The sequence below is a fragment of the Undibacterium sp. GW821-FHT11B02 genome (assembly GCF_058808955.1).
On sequence record NZ_JBXASD010000006.1, the window covers coordinates 313014 to 335157 of the forward strand.

Annotated in this window: 23 protein-coding genes; 2 read left to right on the forward strand and 21 right to left on the reverse strand. The window is 61.9% G+C overall.

The annotated features are described in order from the left end of the window. Nucleotide 1: 1 nt before the first annotated feature. The 20 genes from AC1RVX_RS14920 to AC1RVX_RS15015 all read right to left on the reverse strand — a co-directional run bounded on the left by AC1RVX_RS14920 (nucleotide 2) and on the right by AC1RVX_RS15015 (nucleotide 19430). On the reverse strand, nucleotides 2–286 hold the full coding sequence (locus AC1RVX_RS14920; RefSeq protein WP_493217379.1) for a VirB3 family type IV secretion system protein: 285 nt from the start codon (nucleotides 284–286) through the stop codon (nucleotides 2–4). Beyond that, entirely contained in the window at nucleotides 283–651 is a 369-nt protein-coding gene (locus AC1RVX_RS14925) for a TrbC/VirB2 family type IV secretion system protein (protein ID WP_493217380.1), read from the reverse strand. The genes AC1RVX_RS14920 and AC1RVX_RS14925 overlap by 4 nt, the downstream gene beginning before the upstream one ends. Beyond that, nucleotides 648–1697 (reverse strand): P-type conjugative transfer ATPase TrbB, encoded by a 1050-nt coding sequence (trbB, locus tag AC1RVX_RS14930; RefSeq protein WP_493217381.1) that lies wholly within the window; start codon nucleotides 1695–1697, stop codon nucleotides 648–650. Before trbB ends, AC1RVX_RS14925 begins: the two co-directional genes overlap by 4 nt. Next, the gene (locus AC1RVX_RS14935; protein ID WP_493217382.1) at nucleotides 1694–2146 is read right to left on the reverse strand and encodes a CopG family transcriptional regulator; all 453 of its coding nucleotides are present in this window, start codon (nucleotides 2144–2146) and stop codon (nucleotides 1694–1696) included. The genes trbB and AC1RVX_RS14935 overlap by 4 nt, the downstream gene beginning before the upstream one ends. Beyond that, nucleotides 2143–4134, reverse strand: a complete 1992-nt coding sequence (locus AC1RVX_RS14940; protein ID WP_493217383.1) for a conjugal transfer protein TraG — start codon at nucleotides 4132–4134, stop codon at nucleotides 2143–2145. Before AC1RVX_RS14940 ends, AC1RVX_RS14935 begins: the two co-directional genes overlap by 4 nt. A gap of 221 nt (nucleotides 4135–4355) precedes the next feature. After that, entirely contained in the window at nucleotides 4356–4631 is a 276-nt protein-coding gene (locus AC1RVX_RS14945) for an EexN family lipoprotein (protein ID WP_493217384.1), read from the reverse strand. Next, nucleotides 4628–5572 carry a LysR family transcriptional regulator gene (locus AC1RVX_RS14950; protein ID WP_493217385.1) on the reverse strand — a complete coding sequence of 315 codons (945 nt, stop codon included), beginning with the start codon at nucleotides 5570–5572 and terminating at the stop codon, nucleotides 4628–4630. The genes AC1RVX_RS14945 and AC1RVX_RS14950 overlap by 4 nt, the downstream gene beginning before the upstream one ends. Before the next feature lie 95 nt (nucleotides 5573–5667). Then, entirely contained in the window at nucleotides 5668–7233 is a 1566-nt protein-coding gene (locus AC1RVX_RS14955; RefSeq protein WP_493217386.1) for a cation:proton antiporter, read from the reverse strand. 54 nt (nucleotides 7234–7287) lie between these two features. Further along, nucleotides 7288–8316 carry a hypothetical protein gene (locus AC1RVX_RS14960; RefSeq protein WP_315425861.1) on the reverse strand — a complete coding sequence of 343 codons (1029 nt, stop codon included), beginning with the start codon at nucleotides 8314–8316 and terminating at the stop codon, nucleotides 7288–7290. 62 nt (nucleotides 8317–8378) lie between these two features. Then, nucleotides 8379–9371, reverse strand: a complete 993-nt coding sequence (locus AC1RVX_RS14965) for an aldo/keto reductase (protein ID WP_493217387.1) — start codon at nucleotides 9369–9371, stop codon at nucleotides 8379–8381. A 185-nt stretch (nucleotides 9372–9556) separates the two neighbouring features. Then, the gene (locus AC1RVX_RS14970; RefSeq protein ID WP_493217388.1) at nucleotides 9557–10990 is read right to left on the reverse strand and encodes an MFS transporter; all 1434 of its coding nucleotides are present in this window, start codon (nucleotides 10988–10990) and stop codon (nucleotides 9557–9559) included. Beyond that, the gene (locus AC1RVX_RS14975; RefSeq protein WP_493217389.1) at nucleotides 10980–11588 is read right to left on the reverse strand and encodes an NAD(P)H-binding protein; all 609 of its coding nucleotides are present in this window, start codon (nucleotides 11586–11588) and stop codon (nucleotides 10980–10982) included. The genes AC1RVX_RS14970 and AC1RVX_RS14975 overlap by 11 nt, the downstream gene beginning before the upstream one ends. A gap of 242 nt (nucleotides 11589–11830) precedes the next feature. Continuing rightward, a complete protein-coding gene (locus AC1RVX_RS14980) occupies nucleotides 11831–12805 on the reverse strand; it encodes an AraC family transcriptional regulator (protein WP_493217390.1) in 975 nt (324 codons plus the stop codon). Nucleotides 12806–12901: 96 nt separating this feature from the next. Beyond that, a complete protein-coding gene (locus AC1RVX_RS14985) occupies nucleotides 12902–14185 on the reverse strand; it encodes an SUMF1/EgtB/PvdO family nonheme iron enzyme (RefSeq protein ID WP_493217391.1) in 1284 nt (427 codons plus the stop codon). 33 nt (nucleotides 14186–14218) lie between these two features. Continuing rightward, the gene (locus tag AC1RVX_RS14990) at nucleotides 14219–14812 is read right to left on the reverse strand and encodes a flavodoxin (RefSeq protein WP_493217392.1); all 594 of its coding nucleotides are present in this window, start codon (nucleotides 14810–14812) and stop codon (nucleotides 14219–14221) included. 8 nt (nucleotides 14813–14820) lie between these two features. Beyond that, the gene (locus tag AC1RVX_RS14995) at nucleotides 14821–15648 is read right to left on the reverse strand and encodes an SDR family oxidoreductase (RefSeq protein ID WP_493217393.1); all 828 of its coding nucleotides are present in this window, start codon (nucleotides 15646–15648) and stop codon (nucleotides 14821–14823) included. 31 nt (nucleotides 15649–15679) lie between these two features. After that, nucleotides 15680–16495 carry a (R)-mandelonitrile lyase gene (locus tag AC1RVX_RS15000; protein ID WP_493217394.1) on the reverse strand — a complete coding sequence of 272 codons (816 nt, stop codon included), beginning with the start codon at nucleotides 16493–16495 and terminating at the stop codon, nucleotides 15680–15682. Between the two features lie 57 nt (nucleotides 16496–16552). Then, nucleotides 16553–17341 (reverse strand): SDR family oxidoreductase, encoded by a 789-nt coding sequence (locus tag AC1RVX_RS15005; RefSeq protein ID WP_493217395.1) that lies wholly within the window; start codon nucleotides 17339–17341, stop codon nucleotides 16553–16555. Next, nucleotides 17338–18405: an NAD(P)-dependent alcohol dehydrogenase gene (locus AC1RVX_RS15010; RefSeq protein ID WP_493217396.1), complete on the reverse strand. Its 1068-nt coding sequence runs from the start codon at nucleotides 18403–18405 to the stop codon at nucleotides 17338–17340. The genes AC1RVX_RS15005 and AC1RVX_RS15010 overlap by 4 nt, the downstream gene beginning before the upstream one ends. Before the next feature lie 44 nt (nucleotides 18406–18449). Continuing rightward, nucleotides 18450–19430, reverse strand: coding sequence for an aldo/keto reductase (locus AC1RVX_RS15015; RefSeq protein WP_493217397.1), 981 nt, complete (start codon nucleotides 19428–19430; stop codon nucleotides 18450–18452). A 215-nt stretch (nucleotides 19431–19645) separates the two neighbouring features. Between AC1RVX_RS15015 and AC1RVX_RS15020 the strand changes: the two genes are divergently transcribed. Beyond that, complete coding sequence (locus AC1RVX_RS15020) at nucleotides 19646–20611, forward strand: LysR family transcriptional regulator (RefSeq protein ID WP_493217398.1); 966 nt, start codon at nucleotides 19646–19648, stop codon at nucleotides 20609–20611. Between the two features lie 142 nt (nucleotides 20612–20753). Here AC1RVX_RS15020 and AC1RVX_RS15025 read toward each other — a convergent pair whose 3' ends face one another. Continuing rightward, nucleotides 20754–20915: a hypothetical protein gene (locus AC1RVX_RS15025; protein WP_493217399.1), complete on the reverse strand. Its 162-nt coding sequence runs from the start codon at nucleotides 20913–20915 to the stop codon at nucleotides 20754–20756. Between the two features lie 431 nt (nucleotides 20916–21346). On the opposite strand from AC1RVX_RS15025, the gene AC1RVX_RS15030 reads away from it, so the two are divergent. Continuing rightward, nucleotides 21347–21811: a nuclear transport factor 2 family protein gene (locus AC1RVX_RS15030; protein WP_493217400.1), complete on the forward strand. Its 465-nt coding sequence runs from the start codon at nucleotides 21347–21349 to the stop codon at nucleotides 21809–21811. Nucleotides 21812–22144 lie beyond the last annotated feature (333 nt).

The following is a 22144-nucleotide window of genomic DNA, read 5'->3' on the forward strand; positions in this document are numbered from 1 at the left end:
CTCACACGTCCAGCAGCGGGCGGTGCTTGATGTGCCGGGCGAACACGGCCATGAACTGCGGATCGAGCCGCGCACCCCAGACCGCCAGCGAATGGCCGACGATCCACAGCACCAGACCGGGAATCCACAGTTGCAGACCCAAGCCAACGGCGGCAGCCAGCGTGCCGTTGGCGATCGCCACGGTGCGCGGCGCGCCGCCCAGCAGGATCGGCTCGGTCAGAGAGCGATGCAGCGGAATCTCGAAACCACTGGCGAAACTCGCAGAGAATTCATTGGCGGCGCTCATGCGACCACCGCCCCGCCCGAGAACGAGAAGAACGACAGGAAGAAGGAGGACGCGGCGAACGCGATAGATAGCCCGAACACGATCTGGATCAGCTTGCGAAAGCCTCCCGATGTATCGCCGAAGGCCAGCGCCAGGCCGGTGGAAATAATGATGATGACCGCGACGATCCGGGCCACCGGCCCTTGGATCGATTCAAGGATGGATTGCAGCGGCCCTTCCCAGGGCATGCTGGAGCCGGCAGCGTGGGCCGTCGTTGCCAGACACAGCAACAGCGCGGCGAGCATGGCAAGATGCAACGCCAGCCGCAGATGCGGATTTACAGAAAAGCGGGAAGTCGAAAAAGTGGTGTGTACGGTGTACGTCATGGCAGTTCTCCAGGGGTGGTTGAGGAAGGGAGCGAGAGAATCGGAAGCGGCGGCGCGAGCGCGTCGTCGAGTTGGTAACCGTGGCCGTCGAAGCCGACGACGCGGGCGATGGTCTGGACATGGCGGGCGCGGCCGCGCCCGGCGATGAAGACGATGACATTCACCGCCTCGGCGATCAGCGCGCGCGGCGGTGTCAAAGCGACTTCAAGGATCAGTTGTTCCAGGCGCAGCAGTGCGCCGTGGGCGGAACTGGCGTGGATGGTGGCGATACCGCCGGGATGTCCAGTGCCCCAGACCTTGATGAGGTCCAGTGCTTCGCCACCGCGCACCTCACCGACGATGACGCGATCAGGCCGCAGCCGCATCGTGGCCCGCACCAGTTCGGCCATCGACACCACGCCAGCGCGTGTGCGTAGCGATACGTGGTCGCGGGCGGCACACTGCAACTCCACGGTGTCTTCAAGCACCAGCACCCGGTCGCCGGTGGCGGCGATTTCGGCCAGCAGCGCGTTGGCCAGCGTGGTCTTGCCGGTACTCGTGCCCCCAGCGATCAGGATGTTCTGCCGCTCGCGCACCGCGCGGCGCAGGAACTCGGCTTGTTCCTCGGTCAGGATGCCGTCGGTGACATAGCGCTCTAGGCCGATGATGCTCACGGCGCGCTTGCGCAAGGCAAAGGCCGGCCCCGGTGCTGCGGGCGGCAAGACACCCTCAAAGCGCTCACCGGTTTCCGGTAGCTCGGCGGTCAGCAGTGGCTGGCCGCGATGCACCTCGGTGCCGACATGCGCGGCAACCAGCCGGATGATGCGTTCGCCATCGGCTTCGGACAGCTTGACGCCTGTAGGCGAGCGGCCCGACGACAGCCGGTCAATCCACAAAGAGCCGTCCGGGTTGAGCATGATCTCCACCACGTCCGGATCTTCCAGCGCGGCGGCGATCAGCGGTCCCATCGCCGTGCGCAGCATGCGGATACGCCGGTCCAGCGAGGTGGCGGCGGATGACGGTGGCTTCAACTGCAACTCGGGTGGCAACTTCGGGACGGCGCTCATGCTCCGTCCTCCTGCATGGCCGCTTCTGCCAGCCGCGTAGCATCAGGCTGGATTTCTTCGTAGACCTCCTTGACCAGGCTGCGCCCGCGCAGCACATGGCGGCCAAGCTGTTCGATGAACTGCTCGAAGCGCGCCTTGCCTTGGGCTTTTGCGGCTTCCTGATGGGCCTCTGGTACCGGCGTGCTGACGGTGAGGTAGTAGCGCACGTACAGCGCCATCGTCTCGATCAGGATGTTCTGGTCACGCTCCAGACGCTCGAATTGGCGCGATAACCGATCCAGCCGTTTGGCCGTCGCGGCCTCGCGCTGGTCACCCGCGTCCGGCGACAGCCAGGACGCGAGTGCCGCCGCGACGATGGAGGACTTGGACACGCCTTTCTTGGCGGCCAGTTCGTCCAGGCGCTTGGCATGGTCGGGTTGTATGAAGAGGTTCAGGCGGGCTTGTGTCATAGCTGGATTCCGTCGTCAGGGTCGAGAGCGGCCAGCCGTGCCGTGCGCTGCAAGCGAGGGTCGAGCTGGGATGGGAGAGGAAGCGAGAAATCGTCGTCATCGAGCAGCGACAGATCGCTGGCTGGTTGTTCGGGTTCGCGGCTGTAGGTGGCAATCTCGGATAGCTCCGGCTGTTGGCGTGGGCCGCCGTCATCGGCCTGCTCGCCAAGCCCAACCGTCGCCGAAGTGGCTGGCACAGTGGGTACAGCCAAGGCGCTCCAGTCGTCGGCGCGTGTCGCTGGCACGTCGGTATAACGGCCCAAGGTCAGCGTGGGCGGCGGCAGTACGCGCCGCTTGAAATTGGCATCAAGGTAGTAGCGCAGCTTCTTGGCTTTGATCGGCGCATGGCCGGAGACCATCACCACCGATTCATCAGGCGGCAATTGCATGACTTCGCCGGGAGTCAGCAGTGGCCGCGCTGTCTCCTGGCGCGACACCATCAGGTGGCCCAGCCACGGGGCCAGGCGATGGCCGGCATAGTTGCGCTGGGCGCGCAGCTCGGTAGCCGTGCCCAGCGTTTCGGAGATACGCTTGGCGGTGCGTTCGTCGTTGGTGGCGAAGGTCACGCGCACATGGCAGTTGTCCAGGATCGAATGGTTCTGGCCGTAAGCTTTGTCGATCTGGTTGAGCGACTGCGCGATCAAGAAGCTGCGAATGCCATAGCCGGCCATGAACGCCAGCGCCGTCTCGAAGAAGTCGAGGCGGCCCAGCGCGGGAAACTCGTCGAGCATCAACAGCAGTTTGTGGCGGCGCGCAATGCCATCGGAACCGTCTATCGATTCGGTGAGGCGGCGACCGATCTGGTTGAGGATCAAGCGGATCAGCGGCTTGGTGCGGCTGATGTCTGAAGGCGGCACCACCAGGTACAACGACACTGGGTGTTCGGCAGAGATCAGGTCAGCGATGCGCCAGTCGCAGCGCGAGGTCACTTCGGCCACAGTAGGGTCGCGGTACAGCCCCAGAAAACTCATGGCTGTGGACAGCACACCCGAGCGCTCGTTGTCGCTCTTGTTGAGTACTTCTCGCGCGGCCGATGCGACAACAGGATGGGTGCTCGTGCCCAGATGCCGCGTCGTCATCATCCGGTGCAAGGTCACCTCGAACGGGCATGCCGGATCGGACAGGAAGTTGGCAACGCCGCGCAGTGTCTTGTCTTCGCCTGCATAGAGCACATGCAGGATCGCACCGACCAGCAGCGCGTGCGATGTTTTCTCCCAGTGGTTGCGCCGCTCCAGCGCACCTTCGGGATCAACCAGGATGTCGGCGATGTTCTGTACATCGCGCACTTCATGTGCGCCACGCCGAACTTCCAGCAGCGGGTTGTATGCGGCAGACTTGGGATCGGTGGGGTTGAACAGCAGGCAGTGCGAGAAGCGCGAGCGCCAGCCGGCCGTGATGTTCCAGTTCTCGCCCTTGATGTCGTGGATGACTGCGGATGCAGGCCATGACAACAGCGTCGGCACCACCAGACCCACACCTTTACCCGAGCGTGTAGGCGCGAAGGTCAGGACGTGTTCCGGTCCTTCATGGCGCAGATATTGGCGGTCATGCAGGCCGAGGAAGACACCGGACGGGCCTGTCAGCCCGGCCTTGCGGATTTCCTCGGTATCGGCCCAGCGTGCGGAGCCGTAGGTCGTGACCAGTTTGGACTGGCGCGAGCGCCAGATTGACATGCCAATCGCGACCACCACGGCGACCATACCGCTGGCACCGGCGATGGCGCCACCCGTGTTGAAGATGTGCGGTGCGTAAGCGTCGAATAGGAACCACCACTCGAACAAACGCCAAGGGTGATAGACCGGTGTGCCGAAGAAATCGAACCAGGGAGTGCCAAGGCGTAGCTGGTAGCCCAGAGCAGCGGCGGTCCATTGTGTGGCACCCCACACGCCGGCTATGACGATGCCAAACACCGTCAACACCTGACCGAACAACACACTGGTCCCTTGCATCCCGACCTCCGAATTTCTTCTGCACATCGCGTGCACAAAGACATGCCGCAGACGTGAGGTTCGGTGTTGGTTCAGCGTCGGTCAAAGACCGTTATCGGGACAAAGGAACCTGATAAAGCATCAATTCATGTAAGGGCTTGGCATGTAAAAACGCCGCAAGCGTTGGCGCATTGCGGCGTATCGAGAAAATAAATGCAGTTTTCGTGGCGAATCGCCGTCGATCAGAACTTGGGTTGCTCCTTCGGCGGGGTATAGGGCGTGTTGCCATCGCCATAAAAGCGCTTGCGCGTAGCCTCGGCCACGCGGTTGCAAAGTTCATCGCCGAGCTTTGCGCGATCTGTCTTGCATTGCTGGCGCAGTTCTTTTAAGCGCTCGGGATAGGCTGCGAGCGAATCGACTGTTTCGGTAGGACTGGACGTACCAGTTGTCCCGGGCGGTTCGGATTTGCTGCAAGCCACCAATATTGCAGCAAGCAGAAGCGAAATGATCTTCTTCATGGTTCGATTTCCTCCGGTGGATTCGGCCGTTCAAGTGCGGCAGAGGTCTTTCCTTTTGGGGGATCAATGGCAAGGACTCGCTCGATGAAACGAACCAAAGGATCTGACGGCTCGCTATCCGCACGCAACAAGAAAGTCGTGAGCCTGTGCGAACGACCGGCCAACGGCCGGGCGACCACGCTGGGCTCGCGACTGGCGGCAATCTGCGATGCACCCGCCAGCCCCAACACAAAACCTGCCGACACCAGGGTCATCATCAGATCGAAAGATGCGACTCGTTCGACGGTCAACGGCTCCAGGCTCGACTGCCGCAATGCGCGATCGACTTGACGGGCGTGTCCTTCGCATGCCTGCGCGTCACCGAGCGCTAGGGGATAACGCAACACCTCGTCCAAAGGTACACGCTTGTAGGCAAGCAAGGGGTGGCGCGCAGGAACCGCCACCATCAACGGATCGTGCCAAATGGGTTCAGCAACAAGCCCATCACCAGCTTCATCCAACTGAGCAAACCCTATGTCGTAGAGATCGTCGTGCAGCCCCTTGATCTGCTGCGACAAGGGGACCTCAGTCAAGCGAATCTCAGTCTCAGGCTCTTCCTGTCGGCAAAGGGCCAATAGGGTTGAGAAGCAAGTCGGCGAGATGCCATCAGACAAGGCGACTCGCAATTGCCCGTGGAAGCCGTTGGCGGCGGCTTTTACGCTGTCCCGAGCCTGCTGCAAAGTTGCGAATACGCGGGGCACGTGTTCCAAGAACATCCTACCCGCGTGCGTCAGTCGGGTACTGCGGGTTGTGCGGGCGAATAGCTGAGTACCCAACTCTTCTTCGAGTTCCCTGATGGCACGTGAAAGCGGTGACTGCTCGATATGCAACTTCTCAGCCGCGCGGGCGAAATGAAGCTCTTCGGCAACGGCCAGGAAGCATCGAAGATGGCGAAGCTCCATTAGAGAATAGGCCTACGAAGATTTCGAATCCGACTCATCATCGAAAAATGAACGAAAACTCGACAGGCGAGACTCCCTGGCATTTTCCGGTAAGCCTATTCGGATGCATTTCCACCAGCGGCCAGCTCAGCCCAGTCGAGTTCTTGCACCAGTGCGCGGTAAGCCTGCTCGCCGATGACTTCCTGGTTGCGAAGCTCGACCGCTTTGTGCCGTGCGGCGTGGATGGCCAGTCTCCGCAAGGGACCACCGGGAACTTCGTTCAGCGCCCGCGCCCGATCCTCGCTTGCGTTCAGTTCGACGACTGCCAGGTACTCCTTCCTTAGCAGACTTGCGTGCGGAGATTCGTCGGAGTCGATCGCATCAAGAAGCGCCCTGTATATCAGCGACCGGCCGGCCCGCACTTCCACGGCGACCGGATTGTCGTCGGACAGCTTCAACCAGCCAATAATCGTCTTCATTGTCAGTCCCTGGATGACCAAGGTGCCGAACACGACGGTGAACGCGCACAGGAGGATGAGGTCGCGGAAAGGAAACGGCGAACCATCCGGTAGCGTCTCGGGAACCGCGAAGGCTGCAGCAAGGGTCACGATGCCTCGCATGCCTGCCCAGGAGACCACGAGCCCGCCTCCCCATGATCGCTTCGGGCGCTTCGCTGGCTCAATTTTTTTGTTGTGGTGCATCACGAGCGCGCTGTAACCCATTACCCACAAGAACCGCGTTACGATGGCCACGCCAAGCACGACAGCAGCTACCACGACGGCATCGACGCGGGTACCACCACTGCCCAAGCGCTCCCAGATCGGTCGCAACTGCATGCCGATCAGTACGAAGGCGAGCGCGTTCAACACGAAGACCACCGTCTCCCAGACAGCGAAGATCGGTACACGCATTCGCGCCGGGATGCGCGGGCCTCCTCCACGGGCCATGGTCATGGCAAAGGCCACCATGGTCAGGATGCCGGACAAGCCAATCTTCTCGGCGAGTATCCAGACGCCAAACGTAACGGAAAACTGCACGATCAGTGACGTGGGTACGTGGCAGAGACCACTCATCACTGGCCGCAGGACAAATGCCAGCCCAATCCCGGCCACGATGCTTCCGAACACCGTGAGCAAGAACACCGGTAGGTAGTCGTGGAACCCGAGAGGCCCTGCAATCACGGCCATCAAAGCCAAGCGGTACACAAACAGCGCGCTGGCGTCATTCAGCAGGCTCTCGCCCTCCAGGATACTCAGCACCCGATGTGGCAGTCCGACTTGGCGCATCACGGCGGTCGCTGCCGCCGCATCCGGTGGGGCCACGATAGCACCTAGAGCGATTGCGACAGACCACGGCATGTCTGGCACTAGCCAGTGACAGACCAATGCCACGCCAACCACCGTAGTACCGACAGCGGCAATCACGAGCCCCGCGACGGGCCGCCAATTCGCGCGAAGATCCCGAAGAGACGTGTCATAGGCCGCGTCCAATAGCACAGGTGCCACGAACAAGGTCAGCGCCAACTGTGGATCAAGCGTCCACTGGGGGGCAGCCGGCAAGAACGCCAAGCCAACGCCGCCGACCGCGAGTAGCGTGGGGTACGGGACTCCCAATCTTCGAGCCAGTTCAGCTATCGATGCCGCTGCGATCAGGAGCGCGATGATCCATTCAAAGGTTTCCACGGCCTATTCCTGCTGACTCATTGACTTGCGCAGACTGCACGGTTTGAGGCCCAATCATTTACCGCCGCTAACCGGTACGTGCTGCAGGACATAGTCGCTGACCTTCTGCGCCGAAGCGTCGATAAGTGTGTCAAGTCGGGTGCTCAGCATGTACACGTCCGCCCCCTTAGAGGTGACCGCAGTGGGGAACGAAACCGTACTCTTGCCCATCTCCTGTACTTGCGCCGACTTCCAGCCATCTGCTGTCGTCAATTGAACAGCGCGATCAAGACCAGCGTTCTGCGCAACCATCAGCGAGTTCTTGCCGACCAGCTCGATGCCGTCTGCACCCGGCAGGTTGCTAGACAGAGCAATGGGCTGAACATCAACTTGCGGTTTCAGCGTGATTCGGAAGAACTCGCCCGAGTTGTGTTTGCCCACCAGTAGATAGCCGTCCGGGTGATAGGCGATTCCGTTGAGGTTGAAGTTGTCGCCTTGGAACTTATCGCTGCGAACGAGCACACGCGCCTTGAACTTGCGATCGATGATGTAGACGACTGGTGAGAAGCTGTCGGTCACAAAGATGTTTCCGTCGGGATCGAAGGCGAGATCATTGGCGCAGTGAGCACCTTCAGCCAGTGGAGCCAAGTCGATGTGCTTCCTCTTTCTGCCCGTCGTGGCATCGAATGCGATGATCGCTGCGATTTTTCCTTGCGTACTTGGCGAACTCCGGGCCGACAGACCGATATCGCACAACGCCGCCCACACCCAATTGCGCCTTGTGTCGTACTTGACTCCAGCCGAGCCGAACATCAGCTTGTCAGAGGCGAAGGGTTTGTACTTGCCTGTGGGCGTGACCTTGCCAACGGTTCCATTCCGAAGCGACCCAACGAAGAACGTCTTCTGCCGAAACGACCACGCAACGCTCTCTGGGTAGGCTTGGTCCACGTGGAAGGTGATTGCTTCGACTCCCTGCTGAGGCACCGTCGGCATTTGCGCGTGCACAGGTATCGCCCCAAGTAGGCTGGCAGCAACAACGGCCACCGAGGGGGTGATATTTCTAGCGAATTCTTTAGTCATTGATTTTAGGTTTCTTTGGTTCATGTAAGCACTTGCGTTATCCGATCATCGGGCGATGATCGGTTGTGATGAGTCGTCGATGGTCTTCACATCATTCCCAGCACGGGATGCGGGACATATGGCATTTCAAGCGCTTTGATTTCCTCATCCGAGAGTTGAATATCCAGCGCAGCAACTGCCTCCTCAACGTGCTTGATCGCAGTCGTTCCGACAATGGGTGCGGTGATGTAGGGCTTGCTCAGCATCCACGCCAGTGACATCTGGGCCATCGGGATGCCACGCGCCTGGGCCAGAGACTGCACGTTGTCGATGACGATCTTGTCCAGGTCGTTGGTGCCGTCCCAGACCCATTTGGACACCTCGTCGATCTTCACGCGGGGCGTCACTGTTCCCCAAGGGTGGGACAAACGGCCACCAGCCAGCGGGCTCCACGGCGTCAGTGCGATCTTGCTGTCGCGGCACAGCGGGATCATCTCGCGCTCCTCCTCGCGGTAGATGAGGTTGTAGTGGTTCTGCATCGCGACGAACTTGGTCCAGCCGTTCTTCTCCGCGATGTTTTGCAGTCTCGCGAACTCCCAGGCATACATGGTCGAAGCGCCGATGTACCGGACCTTGCCGCTCTTCACGACATCGTGCAACGCCTCCATGATTTCTTCCATGGGGGTTAGCGGGTCCAGGCGATGGATGGTGTAGAGGTCGACGTAGTCCAGACCCAGCCGCTTCAGGCTCTTGTCGATTTCGCTGAGGATGGCCTTGCGCGACAAACCACTGCCGTTCGGCTTGCCGGGGCGCATCTCCATGCGTACCTTGGTGGCGACAACGATGTCGTCCCTGTCGAGATTGAATTCCTTGATGAGCTTGCCCGTGACTTCCTCGCTGGTGCCGAGTTGGTACACGTTGGCTGTGTCGAAGTAGTTGATGCCCAGCTCAATAGCCTTCTTGAAGATCGGCTTGGCGTCTTCGAAGTCAACGGCCCACGGGAACAGGCCGTGTTCACTGCCCGGCTTGCCGAAACTCATCATCCCCAGGCAGATCTTCGAGACGTCGATGCCTGTGTTTCCAAGTTTGATGTACTTCATGGTCTTCACTTTCCTCTATGGTGGTTAAAAAAATCCCGGCGACCGGGCTAAGGTCTGTCGAGTCCCACGGCGACGACAGAGACCAGGCAGCGCGGTGGCTTTCCTGGTCGACACGCGCGCTGTGACCGACATAAGTATTGCGGTGGCGACGGTTGACGCTCAGCGTTGTCATATCGGATCCACTCCTATTCAGCTGTGCCGTCAATTTCGGTCATGGCCAGCGTGGGGCGACGCACCACATACCAAAGAACGAGAAGCAGCGCGATGGCCAGCAAGACGGCGGCCACAGAGAGCGCCACGCCGATTCGATGTGCCAGTTCGACGTTTGACGCAGTGCCCGACGGCAGGACGGGAGTCGCAAACACCACCACGAGGATCGCCAGCCCCAGGGCGCCACCAAGTTGATGTGCCACCCCCACGAGACCAGATGCCGAGCCGGCATCCTGTGGCTCAACACCGGCCACGCCATTGATCGTGAGCAGAGCCAGCGTGGCCCCCATACCGGCGCCAACCAGCACCATCGGCAGAGCCACACCGAGCAGGAAAGGTGTGCCCGCTTCGATCTGTCCCATCCACAACATGCCCACGAGAGATATCGTGAGCACGCCCACCAGCACGGCGTTGTGTCCATAACGTTTGACGAGTGCTGGCGCAGCCAAGGCGCCAAGGAAGTTGACCAGCATCGACGGAAAGAACGCGATGCCGGCCCACATCGGACGCATGCCGAGCACGCCCTGTAGGTACTGCGTGGTGTAGAAGAAGAAGCCCATCGCCGCGCCGATGAACAACACGCGTGCTAGGTTTGCGCCCGAACGTTCACGGCTGGCGAACAGCCTCAACGGCAGGATTGGCTGGCCGGCGCGGCGCTCGGTCTGCAGGAACAGCGCGACCAGCCCACCTCCGGCCAGCAGTGGCCCGGCCGTTCCCCAATGCAGCCAGCTTTCCTCAGCCGCATGGACCAGGCCATAGACCAGTGCGACGACGCCCAGTGCGGACAGGATCGCGCCCGCAATATCGAATCGGCCGGACTGCCGCGGCGTCTCCACGATGTACCGGTCAGCCCCCCACATCAGCAAAACCCCGATCGGGACGTTGATAAAGAAACCGGCTCGCCAGGACACCAGGTCCGCCACGATGCCACCCACGACCAAGCCCAGACTGGCGGTGATGCCGCCGACTGCGCCGTACCAGCCCAGGACCCGGTTGCGCTCGGGTCCTTCCGCGAAGCTCGTTGACAACAGGGCGAGCGTGGAAGGCGCGAGGATGGCCGCGCCGACACCTTGCACGACGCGCGCGCCCACCAGCCAGGCCGGCGAATTGGCCAGCCCGATGCCCAATGACGCCACACTGAAAATCCCCAGGCCGACCACGAAGACGCGCCGACGGCCCAGCAGATCACCGGCGCGTGCTCCCAGCAGCATGAGGCCGCCGAATGCCAGTGCATACGCGTTCTGAACCCACGACAGGCCGCTCGCAGAGAACCCCAGGCCGTCGCGGATGGAGGGCAGCCCGGTGATTACGATGGAGTTGTCGATCACGATCATCGCGTAGCTGGCGAGCACGATCGCCACCAGCAATCCGCGATGCGCCGGGCGGGCCGATGCTTGGTCAGCGCGCACCAGGCACCTCCTTGTGAACGCCCAGGCTGTGGCGGATCTCCATCCCTGGCGTGGTCGCCAGACGGACCACCAAGTCGGCCACGCTCTTGCGCGATACCGACTCACCGGCGGCCCGGAAAGTCTCTCCCTTCTGCGTCGTTCCGTAGGCTATCTCGTCGCGGTTGTTCAGCCAGGCTGGGCGCAGCAGGGTGTATTCGAGCGACGAGGCTTCGATAGCGGCAGCGGCCTTGCGGTAGGGATCGAGGATGCTGCCGTGCCGCTCGCTAGGTACTTCGTCGTAGATTCCCATTGAACTGATGAAGATCAGGCGGTGGACGCCAGCGCTCTGCATGGCCTTCACGATGGCGCGCGCCTGCTGCTCCAGCGGACCGGCCAGGTTGGCATACACGACGTCGTGGCCCGGCATTGCTGCGTCCAAGTCCTGGGCGTCGAGCACATCCCCCTCGACGACGTTCACATGCGGATTACTTCCGAATTTGAGCCTACGGTTGGCCTGGCGCGCGAACAGGGTCAGGCAGACCTCGGGATGGGCCAGGAAAAGGTCGGTGGCCACACGGGCGATCTGCCCGTTGGCGCCGAGGATCAACACGCGTGTCATGGATTGTCTCTGCGTCGTCGGTGTGGGAGGACTGGGGTCAGCGGTCGATGAGGTTCATCTGCGTTTGGTTCGGGCGATGTTTCTGCATGATCAAAACTCCTCGTGTTGATGGTCATTTCGTCTGTACGCGTCCCGGCGACGGCACGAGCTTTTCCATGGCCGCCGTTGGAGGCGCCCTGGCGTCGGCTCTGGGCAGTACAAGCAGAGGGGCCGCGCGGCCTGCCCTGCAGATCAATCGTTCGTCAGTCGCTCATGCCGCCGGTCGCCTGCTGTTCGCGCAATCGCTTGATGTCGCGTGCGGGCGGCGCACCGAAGAAACGGCTGTACTCGCGGTTGAACTGGAATTGGCTTTCGTAGCCCACGCGGTGCCCTGCGGCGGCAGCGTCGATGTTTTCGCTGAGCATCACCCGCCGGGCTTCCTGCAGGCGCAACTGCTTCTGGTATTGCAGTGGGCTCATGGCTGTGATGGTCTTGAAGTGGTGGTGTAGCGCAGAGACACTCCAATGCACTTGTCGCGCGAGGTCATCCATGCGCAGCGGCTCGGCGTAGCGCTTTCGCAGCACCTCAATGACTTGCGCGATTCGCTGGCTGTGGCTCTCGACAAGGGCCAATTGTGCAAGCCGCCAGCCATCCGGGGATTTGAGCAGTCGGTACACGATTTCTCGCGTGATCAGAGGCGCGAGGGTGGGAATGTCTTCAGGGATATCCAGCAACGCCACCAGACGCAACAACGGCTCTAACAGGGCCACCGTGTTGTCGCTGGTGTAAATGCCTCGTCCGACATCGCGGCCAGACGGCTTGCCCGTCAGCCCCAACTCCAGCGCCAGGGCCGTGATCTCCCTCACGTCCAGGTTCAGTCGCATCGCCAGATGCGGACATTCGGGAGACGCATCGATCACCTGGCCGACGACGGGTAAGTTTTGTGCGAAGACGAGGTACTGGCTCGGGTCGTAGACGTAGACGTCCTCTCCGAGCAGCACCCGCTTGCTGCCTTGCGCGATCACGCATAGCGCCGGTTCGTAGACGGTGTGCACGGGATGCAGGATGCGCGAGACCTTGCCGAGGGTCAGACGGGGGATCGCCGTCTCGAAGGCGCCTTCTCCTTGCGTGAGACGTGCAACGCTGGCCGCCAGTTCGGCTTTCAAAACCGTCACCCGCAGCGCATCGTCCGACGTACGGAGATTCGCGTTCGAGGGGTGGGCTGTGGAATTGAACATGCTGGTCAGCATAGGTTTTTTGGCGCAGCTTGTCTCGCTTTGGCGCTCATCCTTGCAGGATCGTGCAAAGAATGAAATGAATCCCGCAATGCCAGCTCAATAGGTGGTGGCCCGTGCGGCGGACATGAGCCAGTGCCCGTCGTGCTGAGACAGGTCAATGTCAAGCTGAAGTGGCCAGGTTCCCTGTGCTCCCCAGATGTTGGCGTTGACACGGTTGCGGCCTCGCACCGTGGCCTTGTTGCCATCGACTCTCACGACGACGTCCTCTTCCACGGAGCTGTGATAACGCATCCGGCCCGACTCGATGTGCGCGAGCCATTCCGCGCGGGGCTGGTCATACCCGGTCATGTGGACGAGGTGAAAATCGCCGGTCAGCATAGACGCCAACACGCGTGTATCGGAGGCCACCATAGCGCGGTGCATGCGGCTGTAGAGAGCGTGGATGGCTTGTTGCTCAGTAGGTGCTTGGGACATGGGGCTCTGACTCCTTATAGATGGGGTAGCTTCTTCCTCCAAAAGGAGCCGAAAGCCGATGCTGATGCCGCGGTAGTCTGGGGCGTAGGGCTTGCGAAACGAGGAGCGCCAGCTCCCGGAGGTAACGTGCCAGCTTCCGCCGCGCACCGTGCGGCTCGCGCCAGCCTCGGGTCCCAGCGGGTCGCTGGCCGGGCTGTTGGCGTAATAAGCCTCGCTGTACCAGTCCTGCACCCATTCCCAGACGTTGCCGTGCATGTCGTACAGGCCCCAGGGGTTAGGCAGTTTCTGCCCGACCAAATGCGTGGACCCGGACGCAAAGTCCTCGCCATACCAGGCGTATCGGCCTAGCTGCCCTACGTCGTTGCCAAACGAGTAGACCGTCGTCGTGCCGGCGCGGGCCGCGTACTCCCACTCGGCTTCCGTCGGCAACCGGTAGCGGTCATGGCCTTCGCTCTCGTTCACGCGCTTGATGAACGCCTGCGCGTCGTTCCAGGACACGGTGGCAGGGTTCGATGGCTTACGCAGACGCTCAGCCATGCCCGGCAGGTCGTAGTAGGGATTAGAGCGCTGCGACGTGTAGGGGCTGGCGCCCATCACCACTTCCCACTGCGCCAGCGTAACCTCGTGCCGGGCCAGGTAGAACGGTCGCGTGACCGCCACCCGATGGCGGGGCTTCTCCGCCGCTCCGGCCTCGCGGTCGTCGTCGCCCGCGCCCATCATGAAGCTGCCGGCGAGTATCCGCACAAAGCAGACGCCGATGCTGTTGGTAAGCTGAGCCGGCGTGGCCTGAGCGAAATTCGCGGCCCCGGCTTGTCCGACCTGCGCATTGACCGAGAAGGTGTAGGACAGCAGTGCGAACGCGATCAGCGCGGCAGCGAATGGCTTCGAGCGGTTGTGTGATTGCATATCAGGAACTCCGTGTGATCGCTATGCCGCGCTTTACCGACCGGCGGGCCTTCGTTCCAGCCAGCGCGTCACGCGTTCCAGCGTGTCGCGCTCCTGATCCGCCTGCATCACGAAGGCGTCCGCAATGCGTGCGTGCGGTGCGAGTTGGGAGAGGACGGAGAGGCTGCGCCCTGTCCCGTAGCCGCCGTGCGTGATGAAGGGAACAATTGTCTTGCCCGCCAGGTCGTGCCGGCTCAGGAACGATCGAATCGGCGGCGGCGCCGTCATGCCCCAGATCGGGAAGCCCAGGAACACCATCTGGTAGAGCTCCATGCCGAGGACCGCCGCCTTCAATGGCGGCGCGAAACCAGCCTCAGTCTCGCGCGCGGCCTGCTCCACCGCCTGCCGGTAGTCCACGGGGTAGGGCTGCGCAGTCTGGATCTCGAAGACGTTGGCCTTCTGGGCTCGCGCTATCTGGCCGGCGACCACACGTGTGTTTCCCGAGCGAGACAGGTACGCGACGAGAATTTGGCCAGTGCCCGGGGGCACGCGCGCTGAAGCGCTTCGTGCAGCACCGGTGACACTGCCCACGGAGCCTAGAAGGAGCGCGCGCTGGAAGAATCTGCGTCGGGCGAGTTGCGTTTTCATGATGCTGCTCAATGAGGTGCGGGCTCGCCGAACCAGTACGCGGCGGTCACGCCGCCGTCCATCAGGAAGTCACTGCCGGTGATGAAGCCGCCGTCCGGCCCCATGAGAAGCGCGGCCACGTTACCCACCTCGTCCGGGGTGCCGGCGCGGCCGACCGCACAGGTCTCGATCATCCGGCGGTAGCCGTCGCCCCGTGGTCCCGTCAGTTCATCGCGGGCCAGCGGCGTGATGATGATGCCGGGACTGATAGTGTTGATCCGCGCGCCGCGTCGTCCCCAGCGCACTGCTTCGGCCATCACGCGCAGCGAGTTGCCACGCTTGGACAACTGGTAAGCGTGCAAGCTGTCGGCCACCTTGCCAGGCTGCAGCATGTCCAGCTTCAGTAGTTCTTCGGTCGGCGTGATCGCGAGGGCTTTATCTTGCTCCGGCGTCAGCGCAGGCAGCCGATGGCCGGACTGCGAGGATATGACCACGCCCGAGCCGCCGCGCGCGATCACCTCGCCAAACAGATCCAGCAGCAGCGCCGTGCCGTACAGGTCAACCTTGAGAATGGTTTCGATGGGTGCTTGCGACGGAGAGACGCCGGCCGCATGGATCAGACCCGTGATGTCTCCCAGGCTCTGCGCTTTCTGCACCAGCGCCTGAACCGAATCGCGCGACGAAATGTCGGCCACGGTAGTACTCACATCGAACCCGGCATTGGCAAGCGCTTCCGCTGCCGCGTTCGAGCTTTCTTGGTTGTGATTGGCCAGCACCAGGTGCTTGCCTGCACCCACGCGCCTGGCGATGGACTGTCCGATGAAACCGGCACCGACAACGACGACGATCTCTTTCATGTTGATCTCCTGTTTGGTGGATGCGGGCCACTCAGGGCCGCGGCTGTATGAAAACTTCGCGCGCTACCCCGAGAGCCGTGACGGCGTTGGGCCAGCCGGCATAGAACGCCAGGTGCGTAGTGGCCTCGATGAGTTCGGCGTCAGACAGCCCGTTCTCGCGTGCCCGGGCCAGGTGCCCGCGCAACTGGTCGGGGCGGTTCATCGCGATCAATGCGCTGACCGTGATGAGGCTGCGATCACGCGGCGACAGGCCGGGTCGCGCCCACACGTCGCCGCACAGCACCTCGTCCGTCAACTGCGCAAATTTCGGCGCGACATCGCCGAAGAGCTTTTGCCCCTGCGGCGACGGGACTGCGCGCCCCCCCATCACCGCGACAGGCGCGGTGGCGTACTGTGCGTCGTTCACCTGTTCCATCCAATTGGCAGCGGTGCCGTCGAGCGCCTCCGTGATCGCGATGTGCGTCATGGCGCTGTCGGGCGCGGCACCGTGCCAGTGCTTCACCTTCGCTGGGATGTGCACCACGTCGCCAACGCGAATTTCCTCGACGGGGCTGCCCCAGCGTTGGACGCGGCCGATACCAGCCGTGACCACAAGTGTCTGGCCGAGCGGGTGGCTGTGCCACGCGGTGCGAGCACCGGGTGAGAAGCTGACGGCGCCAGCCGATGCCCGCTCCGCACCTGCTGGGGAATACAGCATCTCTACTTTCACGGTGCCAGTGAAGTTTTGCACCGGTGCGGCATTGACCGCGCGCGTGCCTGCGCGCTTGATCTGCAACTCGGGCTCGGCGGCAATCCCAGGTTCAACCATCGAGAGAGCCCGGGCTGCGGCGGCGATGAGCGGTTTCATGGGGTTCTCCTGAGTTCGTTCACGAATGATCCAGAGCTGCCAGCGAGCATGGGAGGGCTATCGTGCTGCGACTCGCGCGAGGTCTTCTCGCACTTGTTCTGGCTCTGCGGTAAGTGGCATGTTCGGTGTGTCCCGAATGGCGTCAAGGGCATCCGCTGCGTCTGGCAGCATTTTGGCGAATAGCGCATCGAAGTCCGTGGTTGCCGGACCCCGCTCGGCGACCAGTTCGAAGGTTTTCGAGAGGGCGACTTGCGAACTCAGACTTTGTACGAGGACTTCGGCGATCTGCTGGCGCGAGACCACGCCGTCGCTCGGATTGCCGGCATGCCGGGTGTCACCTTGCAGCAGCAAGAGCCGATGTTGGTCGCGGCCGTTGTAGTCGAACCAGCCCGGCCGCACGATGGTGTAGGCCAGCCCGCTGGCACGCACCAGCCGTTCACCTCGGCGCTTCCAGTCATGGCTTTCGGTCGCGCGGTTGTAGGCACCTTGGCGGTCGGTCACGCCAATGGCAGTCATCAGGGCGATGCGCACCTTGCGACCAGCGAGTGCTGCCAGCACGTTGCGCACGCCACCGTAGTCAACCTGCTCGGCACCGGTCTTCCCATCCTCGTCAGAGCCGTGTGTAAACACGATGGCGTCGATGCCTTCGACGGCGGGAAGCAAGGTCGAAGAACGGGTTAGATCACCCGCCACACGCTGCGCCTGCAAGGGCAGGCTGCCCGCCCGCGCCAGATCGCGCACCAACGCCCGCACCGTATGGCCTTGACGCAGCGCCTCTGCGACGACGAGCCGGCCGATGCTGCCGGTCGCTCCCACAACCAGCACCTTGAGCGGTACGGGACTCATGCCGATGCCCCCTGTTTCAGCGAGGCCATGTCGATCACGAAGCGGTACTTCACATCGGCCTTGAGCATGCGCTCGTAGGCCTCATTGATGTCCTGGATACGGACGACTTCGATGTCCGAATGGATGCCGTGCTCGCCGCAAAAGTCCAGCATCTCCTGGGTCTCGGCGATACCGCCGATCAGCGAGCCGGCAAGCGACTTGCGGTTGAACACCAGCGGCCCCGAGTTGAAGGGCGGCTCCAGCGGGCCGAGGTAGCCCACCATCACGATCGTGCCGTTCGTAGCCAACGTTGGCACATACGGGTTGATGTCGTGCTGATAGGGCACCGTGTCGATGATCAAGTCGAACTGGCCCACCACCGCGGTCATCTGATCGGAGTCGGTGGAAATGACGATGCGGTCGGCACCGAGCCGCCGCGCGTCTGCTTCCTTGCCCGGCGAGCGGCTGAACAGTGTCACCTCGGCACCCATCGCATTCGCCAGCTTAAGGCCCATGTGGCCCAGGCCACCAAGGCCGACGATGGCCACTTTGCTGCCTGGGCCGATCTGCCAGTGCCGCAGCGGCGAGTAAGTGGTGATACCGGCGCACAACAGCGGCGCAGCGCCGGCTAGTTCCAGCGCGTCAGGCACCTTCAGCACGAAGTGCTCAGCGACGACTATCTTCTCGCTGTACCCGCCTTGGGTCAGCGAACCGTCGATCGGGTCGGTGCCGTTGTAGGTGTAGGTGGCGCCGTTCTCGCAATACTGCTCCCAGCCCTTGCCGCAGGCCTTGCAGTGGTGGCACGATTCGACCAGGCAGCCGACTCCAACGCGGTCCCCTGCCTTGAAGCGAGCGACTTTGGGGCCGACTTCGAGCACACGACCGACGATCTCGTGGCCGGGCACCATCGGGTATTGTGCGTTGCCCCAGTCGTTGCGCACGTTGTGCACGTCGGAGTGGCAGACGCCGCAGTAGAGGATCTCGATGACGACGTCGTCGGGCCGCAGGCTGCGGCGGTCGAACTCGAACAGGTTCAGCCGCCCAGTGGGCGAATGTGCGGCGTAGCTTTTGACGTGATAGGTCATGGTGAGGGTTCTTTCGATAGTTGATGTGTGTGATTTGGCCGCCGTCAGCGACCTACGAGGCCAGCCAACTGCGCGGGATAGCGTGCGCCTTCAACCGTGATGCTGGAGAGAACGTCGGCGATGCCTTGCAGATCGTCGGCAGTCAATTCAACGGCCGCGGCACCGAGGTTCTCTTCGAGGCGGTGGAGCTTGGTGGTGCCGGGAATCGGAACGATCCAGGGCTTCTGCGCCAGCAGCCAAGCCAGGGCCACCTGGGCTGCCGTAACATCCTTGGCTCGGGCGATCGCGCTGACTGCATCGACCAGTGCCTGGTTGGCCTGCCGTGCCTCAGCCGAGAAGCGCGGCACGATGTTGCGAAAGTCGTCCTTCGAGAACTGCGTCTCGGCTTTGATGGCTCCAGTCAGGAAGCCTTTGCCCAACGGGCTGAAGGGCACGAAGCCAATACCCAGTTCTTCTAGCGTCGGCAGGATGGCCTGTTCGGGTTCCCGCCACCACAACGAGTATTCGCTCTGCAGTGCTGCCACCGGCTGTACCGCATGAGCACGTCGGATCGACTCGACACCGGCTTCCGACATGCCGAAATGGCGAACCTTGCCTTCGGCGATCAATGCCTTGACCGTCCCCGCCACATCCTCTACCGGAACCTGTGGATCGACGCGGTGCTGATACAGCAGATCGATGTAGTCGGTACGCAAATGCTGCAGCGAGGCATCCACTACGGCGCAGATGCGCTCCGGCCGGCTGTCGGTCCCCAGCGATGGCTTGCCTTCCTTGAAGCCAAACTTGGTGGCAATGACCACTCGGTCACGCATGGGCGCGAGCGCCTCACCGACCATTTCCTCGTTGAGCGCGCCGTAGGCCTCGGCGGTGTCGAAGAAGGTCACGCCCCGGTCGAACGCCTGGCGAATGAGTTGCACGCCTGCCGCGCGATCCAGGCCGGGACCATAGCCGTAGCTCAGGCCCATGCATCCGAAGCTGAGTGCTGAAACCTCCAGGCCGCTGAGGCCGAGTTGGCGGTATTTCATGTTCATCTCCTTCAATGCGAGCGTTAGGTGTCAGTACCAACGGTGACGGAGGCTCGTGCGCAAGCCGACGCTAGAAGGGGGCAATGGCGACGCTGTGCCCTCTTCGACTCACATCAGTGTAGGCTGTTGTCTATCAATCCACTAGGTTACAAAGACTTGCTCCACAATCAATTTTTGCTTGATATACTGTGAATCCAAAAAAATGGAAGATATTCATGCCGATCAACGAGTTGCGGGCCATCGCCACGTTTGCCAAGGCTGTCGAGCTTGGCAGCATCCGACGGGCGGCTATTGCCCAGGATGTATCACCGCAGGCGGCAAGCCAGGCGCTTGCGCAACTGGAGCGCCATCTGGGCGTTCGGCTGCTGCACCGGACGACGCGGAGCCTGTCCCTGACGGAGGAAGGTCAGCGCTTCCTGGAGACCACGCAGCCTGCGCTGGCTGCGCTCGACCGCGCCCTGAGCCAAGCGCGTGCGTCGAAGGACGAAATCGCAGGGCCGCTTCGGATCGTGGGGCCGAAGTCCTCGTTCGCGCCAATCCTGATGCCGGTCATCGACGAGTTCTGCAGGTCCCATCCGGACGTGCAGCCCGATGTGCAGTTGGATGACGGGAAGAGCAATTGGGTCGCGGAGCGGGTGGACGTCGGGTTCAGGATCGGTCAGTCGCTGGATGAAGGTGTGATCGCGCGCCGGCTTTTCCCCGTCCAGCTCATGATCTGTGCCGCGCCGTCCTACTTGGAACGTTACGGTGCGCCGAAGTCTTTGGACGACTTGGCGGCACATCGTTGCAGTGCTTTTCGTCATCCAGCTACGGGTCAGATACTCCCGTGGTATCTCACCGTAGATGGCGAAATCGTGCACCGGCACGTATCGCCCACATTCGCCACCAACGACACGGAGCTTGAAGTGCAGGCCGCGCTGGCAGGACAGGTAATTGGCCAGCTTGCGAATCTGTCGGTTGCTGAACACATACGGGCGGGCCGTCTCGTTCCGTTGCTTCTCAAGCACATGAGCAGCCATATCTACGTGCACCTGTACTACGGCAGTCGCGCGGCGCAGCCGAGGCGGGTGCGCTCATTTATCGATCTGGCGATTGAGCGGCTGCATGAGACGCCGACTTACGTACTGACCACGAAGGAACTGGCGGCGGCCTCTGCGCGAGTTAAGCATCGCCGGTCCTAGTTCGCTCAATGAAGCCCCGCCGTGATTCCACCACCGAAGCCGTTCGCCGGGAGACACCAAGATACAAGAAGCTCGTACATCGAACAATCGCCGCTGTCGCGGACGATCCGCAAGTTGGAGGCAGAAGGGGCGTGACGCTGCTTCACCGAACCGGTCGCGGCGTGCGCTTGACCATGCCTGGTCGGGCATTCTTGGAAGATACCCGTCGTGTCGTGTCGCGTTGGCCAGCGCGCATGCGCAGGCCCGGGCGAGCAACGGCATCAGGCCATTGCGGAACGCTACGCAACGGGCTGGCGTGCGACATCGGTCGCACACGTCTTGCAACGCTGCTCGCGTTGTGCCGCCATGAGGCACCCGAGATCAGCATCCGGCCTCCGAGGTGACACTAACGCAGCTTCTGCACGGGCTGGACGCAGCTTGTTCGATGCCAGCGTGTCCACAGACGATGAGGTGACGATGGGATCGTCGCATCGCCTCTTTGACAAGCTCCATTCTTGGCAGCCATACCGGCGTGGTATCCGCTGTTGGCGTACAAGGAAGTGCCGTTGCAGGTCGTGCGATTTTGAATGCCCTCCGATGATCGCCGCTCCTCGTGAAGTGAAGTCGCAGATTCGGGCTGAAGATGCAGGATCGTGCAAATCTTGACCAGGATCTTGCAATGATTTGCGGCCGTCCACCTCGGCCTTTTGGATATTATTGAATCCTCTTGCCCCCCGAACCACATCAGGAATATCCATGCATAGCAACACTCTGGAGCAGCGAATTCAGGCACTTGAAGACAAGGTCGCTCTCAAAGCCCTCGTCGACGCATTTTCGAACCTCGCAGACCAAAAGGACAACGCTACGCAGGCGCTGCTCTTCACTGAGGACGCCGTCGTCGACACTTACTTCGAAGGTCAACTTTTTGCGTCACTCAAAGGACGCAAGCAGATTGAGGAGACCTTTTCAAGCTTCATGGCCAACTTCGAGACCTCCTACCACATCAATGGCCAGCATACCGCCGAGCTGGACGGTGATCGCGCGACGGCAGTTCACTACTGCCTCGTTGTCCTAATCAGTGCAGCGGATGGCAAGAAGACCAGGAACACCAATGGTGTGAGTTACAAGGATGAGTACGTTCGCGAGGGTGATCGGTGGCTGATCTCGAAACGAACCTCATATTTCACGTGGCGTGACCTTCAGGAAATCGGTCAGTCATAAGGGAAGACAAGCCAAGAGTGGCGTTAGCGCTTGGGCTGCCAAGAGTTCGAGGCTGGGGTTGCTTCAAGAAAAGGCCGGGGAAAAAGCGACGAGATGATCCGGGGACTTCGAATCCAGAAGTCTTTTCGCACCGAGCCCTATCATGGCAAACACTGCTCAGTTTGCTTGTACTCCCCCTACCAGCGCGTAGCCTATTGGCGGGCAGGACACCGTAGCCCCTGCGCACTGGATTTGAACGGTCATGGATGTCGGGGCCTTGATGCTTGGCGTGGTAATGCTTGTGCCCTGGCTACTCATCGCCCATTTCCAAGGCTGGCGTGTCCGATTGGCACA

What these genes read in the sequence shown, in the direction of transcription:
- AC1RVX_RS15015 (WP_493217397.1), bottom strand. Translation starts at nt 19,430, where the DNA reads ATGAAATACCGCCAACTCGGCCTCAGCGGCCTGGAGGTTTCAGCACTC.
- AC1RVX_RS14975 (WP_493217389.1), bottom strand. Translation starts at nt 11,588, where the DNA reads ATGACACGCGTGTTGATCCTCGGCGCCAACGGGCAGATCGCCCGTGTG.
- AC1RVX_RS14980 (WP_493217390.1), bottom strand. Translation starts at nt 12,805, where the DNA reads ATGTTCAATTCCACAGCCCACCCCTCGAACGCGAATCTCCGTACGTCG.
- AC1RVX_RS14960 (WP_315425861.1), bottom strand. Translation starts at nt 8,316, where the DNA reads ATGAACCAAAGAAACCTAAAATCAATGACTAAAGAATTCGCTAGAAAT.
- AC1RVX_RS14950 (WP_493217385.1), bottom strand. Translation starts at nt 5,572, where the DNA reads ATGGAGCTTCGCCATCTTCGATGCTTCCTGGCCGTTGCCGAAGAGCTT.
- AC1RVX_RS14995 (WP_493217393.1), bottom strand. Translation starts at nt 15,648, where the DNA reads ATGAAAGAGATCGTCGTCGTTGTCGGTGCCGGTTTCATCGGACAGTCC.
- AC1RVX_RS14935 (WP_493217382.1), bottom strand. Translation starts at nt 2,146, where the DNA reads ATGACACAAGCCCGCCTGAACCTCTTCATACAACCCGACCATGCCAAG.
- AC1RVX_RS15000 (WP_493217394.1), bottom strand. Translation starts at nt 16,495, where the DNA reads ATGAAACCGCTCATCGCCGCCGCAGCCCGGGCTCTCTCGATGGTTGAA.
- AC1RVX_RS15025 (WP_493217399.1), bottom strand. Translation starts at nt 20,915, where the DNA reads ATGTCGCACGCCAGCCCGTTGCGTAGCGTTCCGCAATGGCCTGATGCC.
- AC1RVX_RS14945 (WP_493217384.1), bottom strand. Translation starts at nt 4,631, where the DNA reads ATGAAGAAGATCATTTCGCTTCTGCTTGCTGCAATATTGGTGGCTTGC.
- AC1RVX_RS14940 (WP_493217383.1), bottom strand. Translation starts at nt 4,134, where the DNA reads ATGCAAGGGACCAGTGTGTTGTTCGGTCAGGTGTTGACGGTGTTTGGC.
- AC1RVX_RS15030 (WP_493217400.1), top strand. Translation starts at nt 21,347, where the DNA reads ATGCATAGCAACACTCTGGAGCAGCGAATTCAGGCACTTGAAGACAAG.
- AC1RVX_RS14990 (WP_493217392.1), bottom strand. Translation starts at nt 14,812, where the DNA reads ATGAAAACGCAACTCGCCCGACGCAGATTCTTCCAGCGCGCGCTCCTT.
- AC1RVX_RS15005 (WP_493217395.1), bottom strand. Translation starts at nt 17,341, where the DNA reads ATGAGTCCCGTACCGCTCAAGGTGCTGGTTGTGGGAGCGACCGGCAGC.
- AC1RVX_RS14985 (WP_493217391.1), bottom strand. Translation starts at nt 14,185, where the DNA reads ATGCAATCACACAACCGCTCGAAGCCATTCGCTGCCGCGCTGATCGCG.
- AC1RVX_RS15020 (WP_493217398.1), top strand. Translation starts at nt 19,646, where the DNA reads ATGCCGATCAACGAGTTGCGGGCCATCGCCACGTTTGCCAAGGCTGTC.
- AC1RVX_RS14925 (WP_493217380.1), bottom strand. Translation starts at nt 651, where the DNA reads ATGACGTACACCGTACACACCACTTTTTCGACTTCCCGCTTTTCTGTA.
- AC1RVX_RS14920 (WP_493217379.1), bottom strand. Translation starts at nt 286, where the DNA reads ATGAGCGCCGCCAATGAATTCTCTGCGAGTTTCGCCAGTGGTTTCGAG.
- AC1RVX_RS15010 (WP_493217396.1), bottom strand. Translation starts at nt 18,405, where the DNA reads ATGACCTATCACGTCAAAAGCTACGCCGCACATTCGCCCACTGGGCGG.
- AC1RVX_RS14965 (WP_493217387.1), bottom strand. Translation starts at nt 9,371, where the DNA reads ATGAAGTACATCAAACTTGGAAACACAGGCATCGACGTCTCGAAGATC.
- trbB (WP_493217381.1), bottom strand. Translation starts at nt 1,697, where the DNA reads ATGAGCGCCGTCCCGAAGTTGCCACCCGAGTTGCAGTTGAAGCCACCG.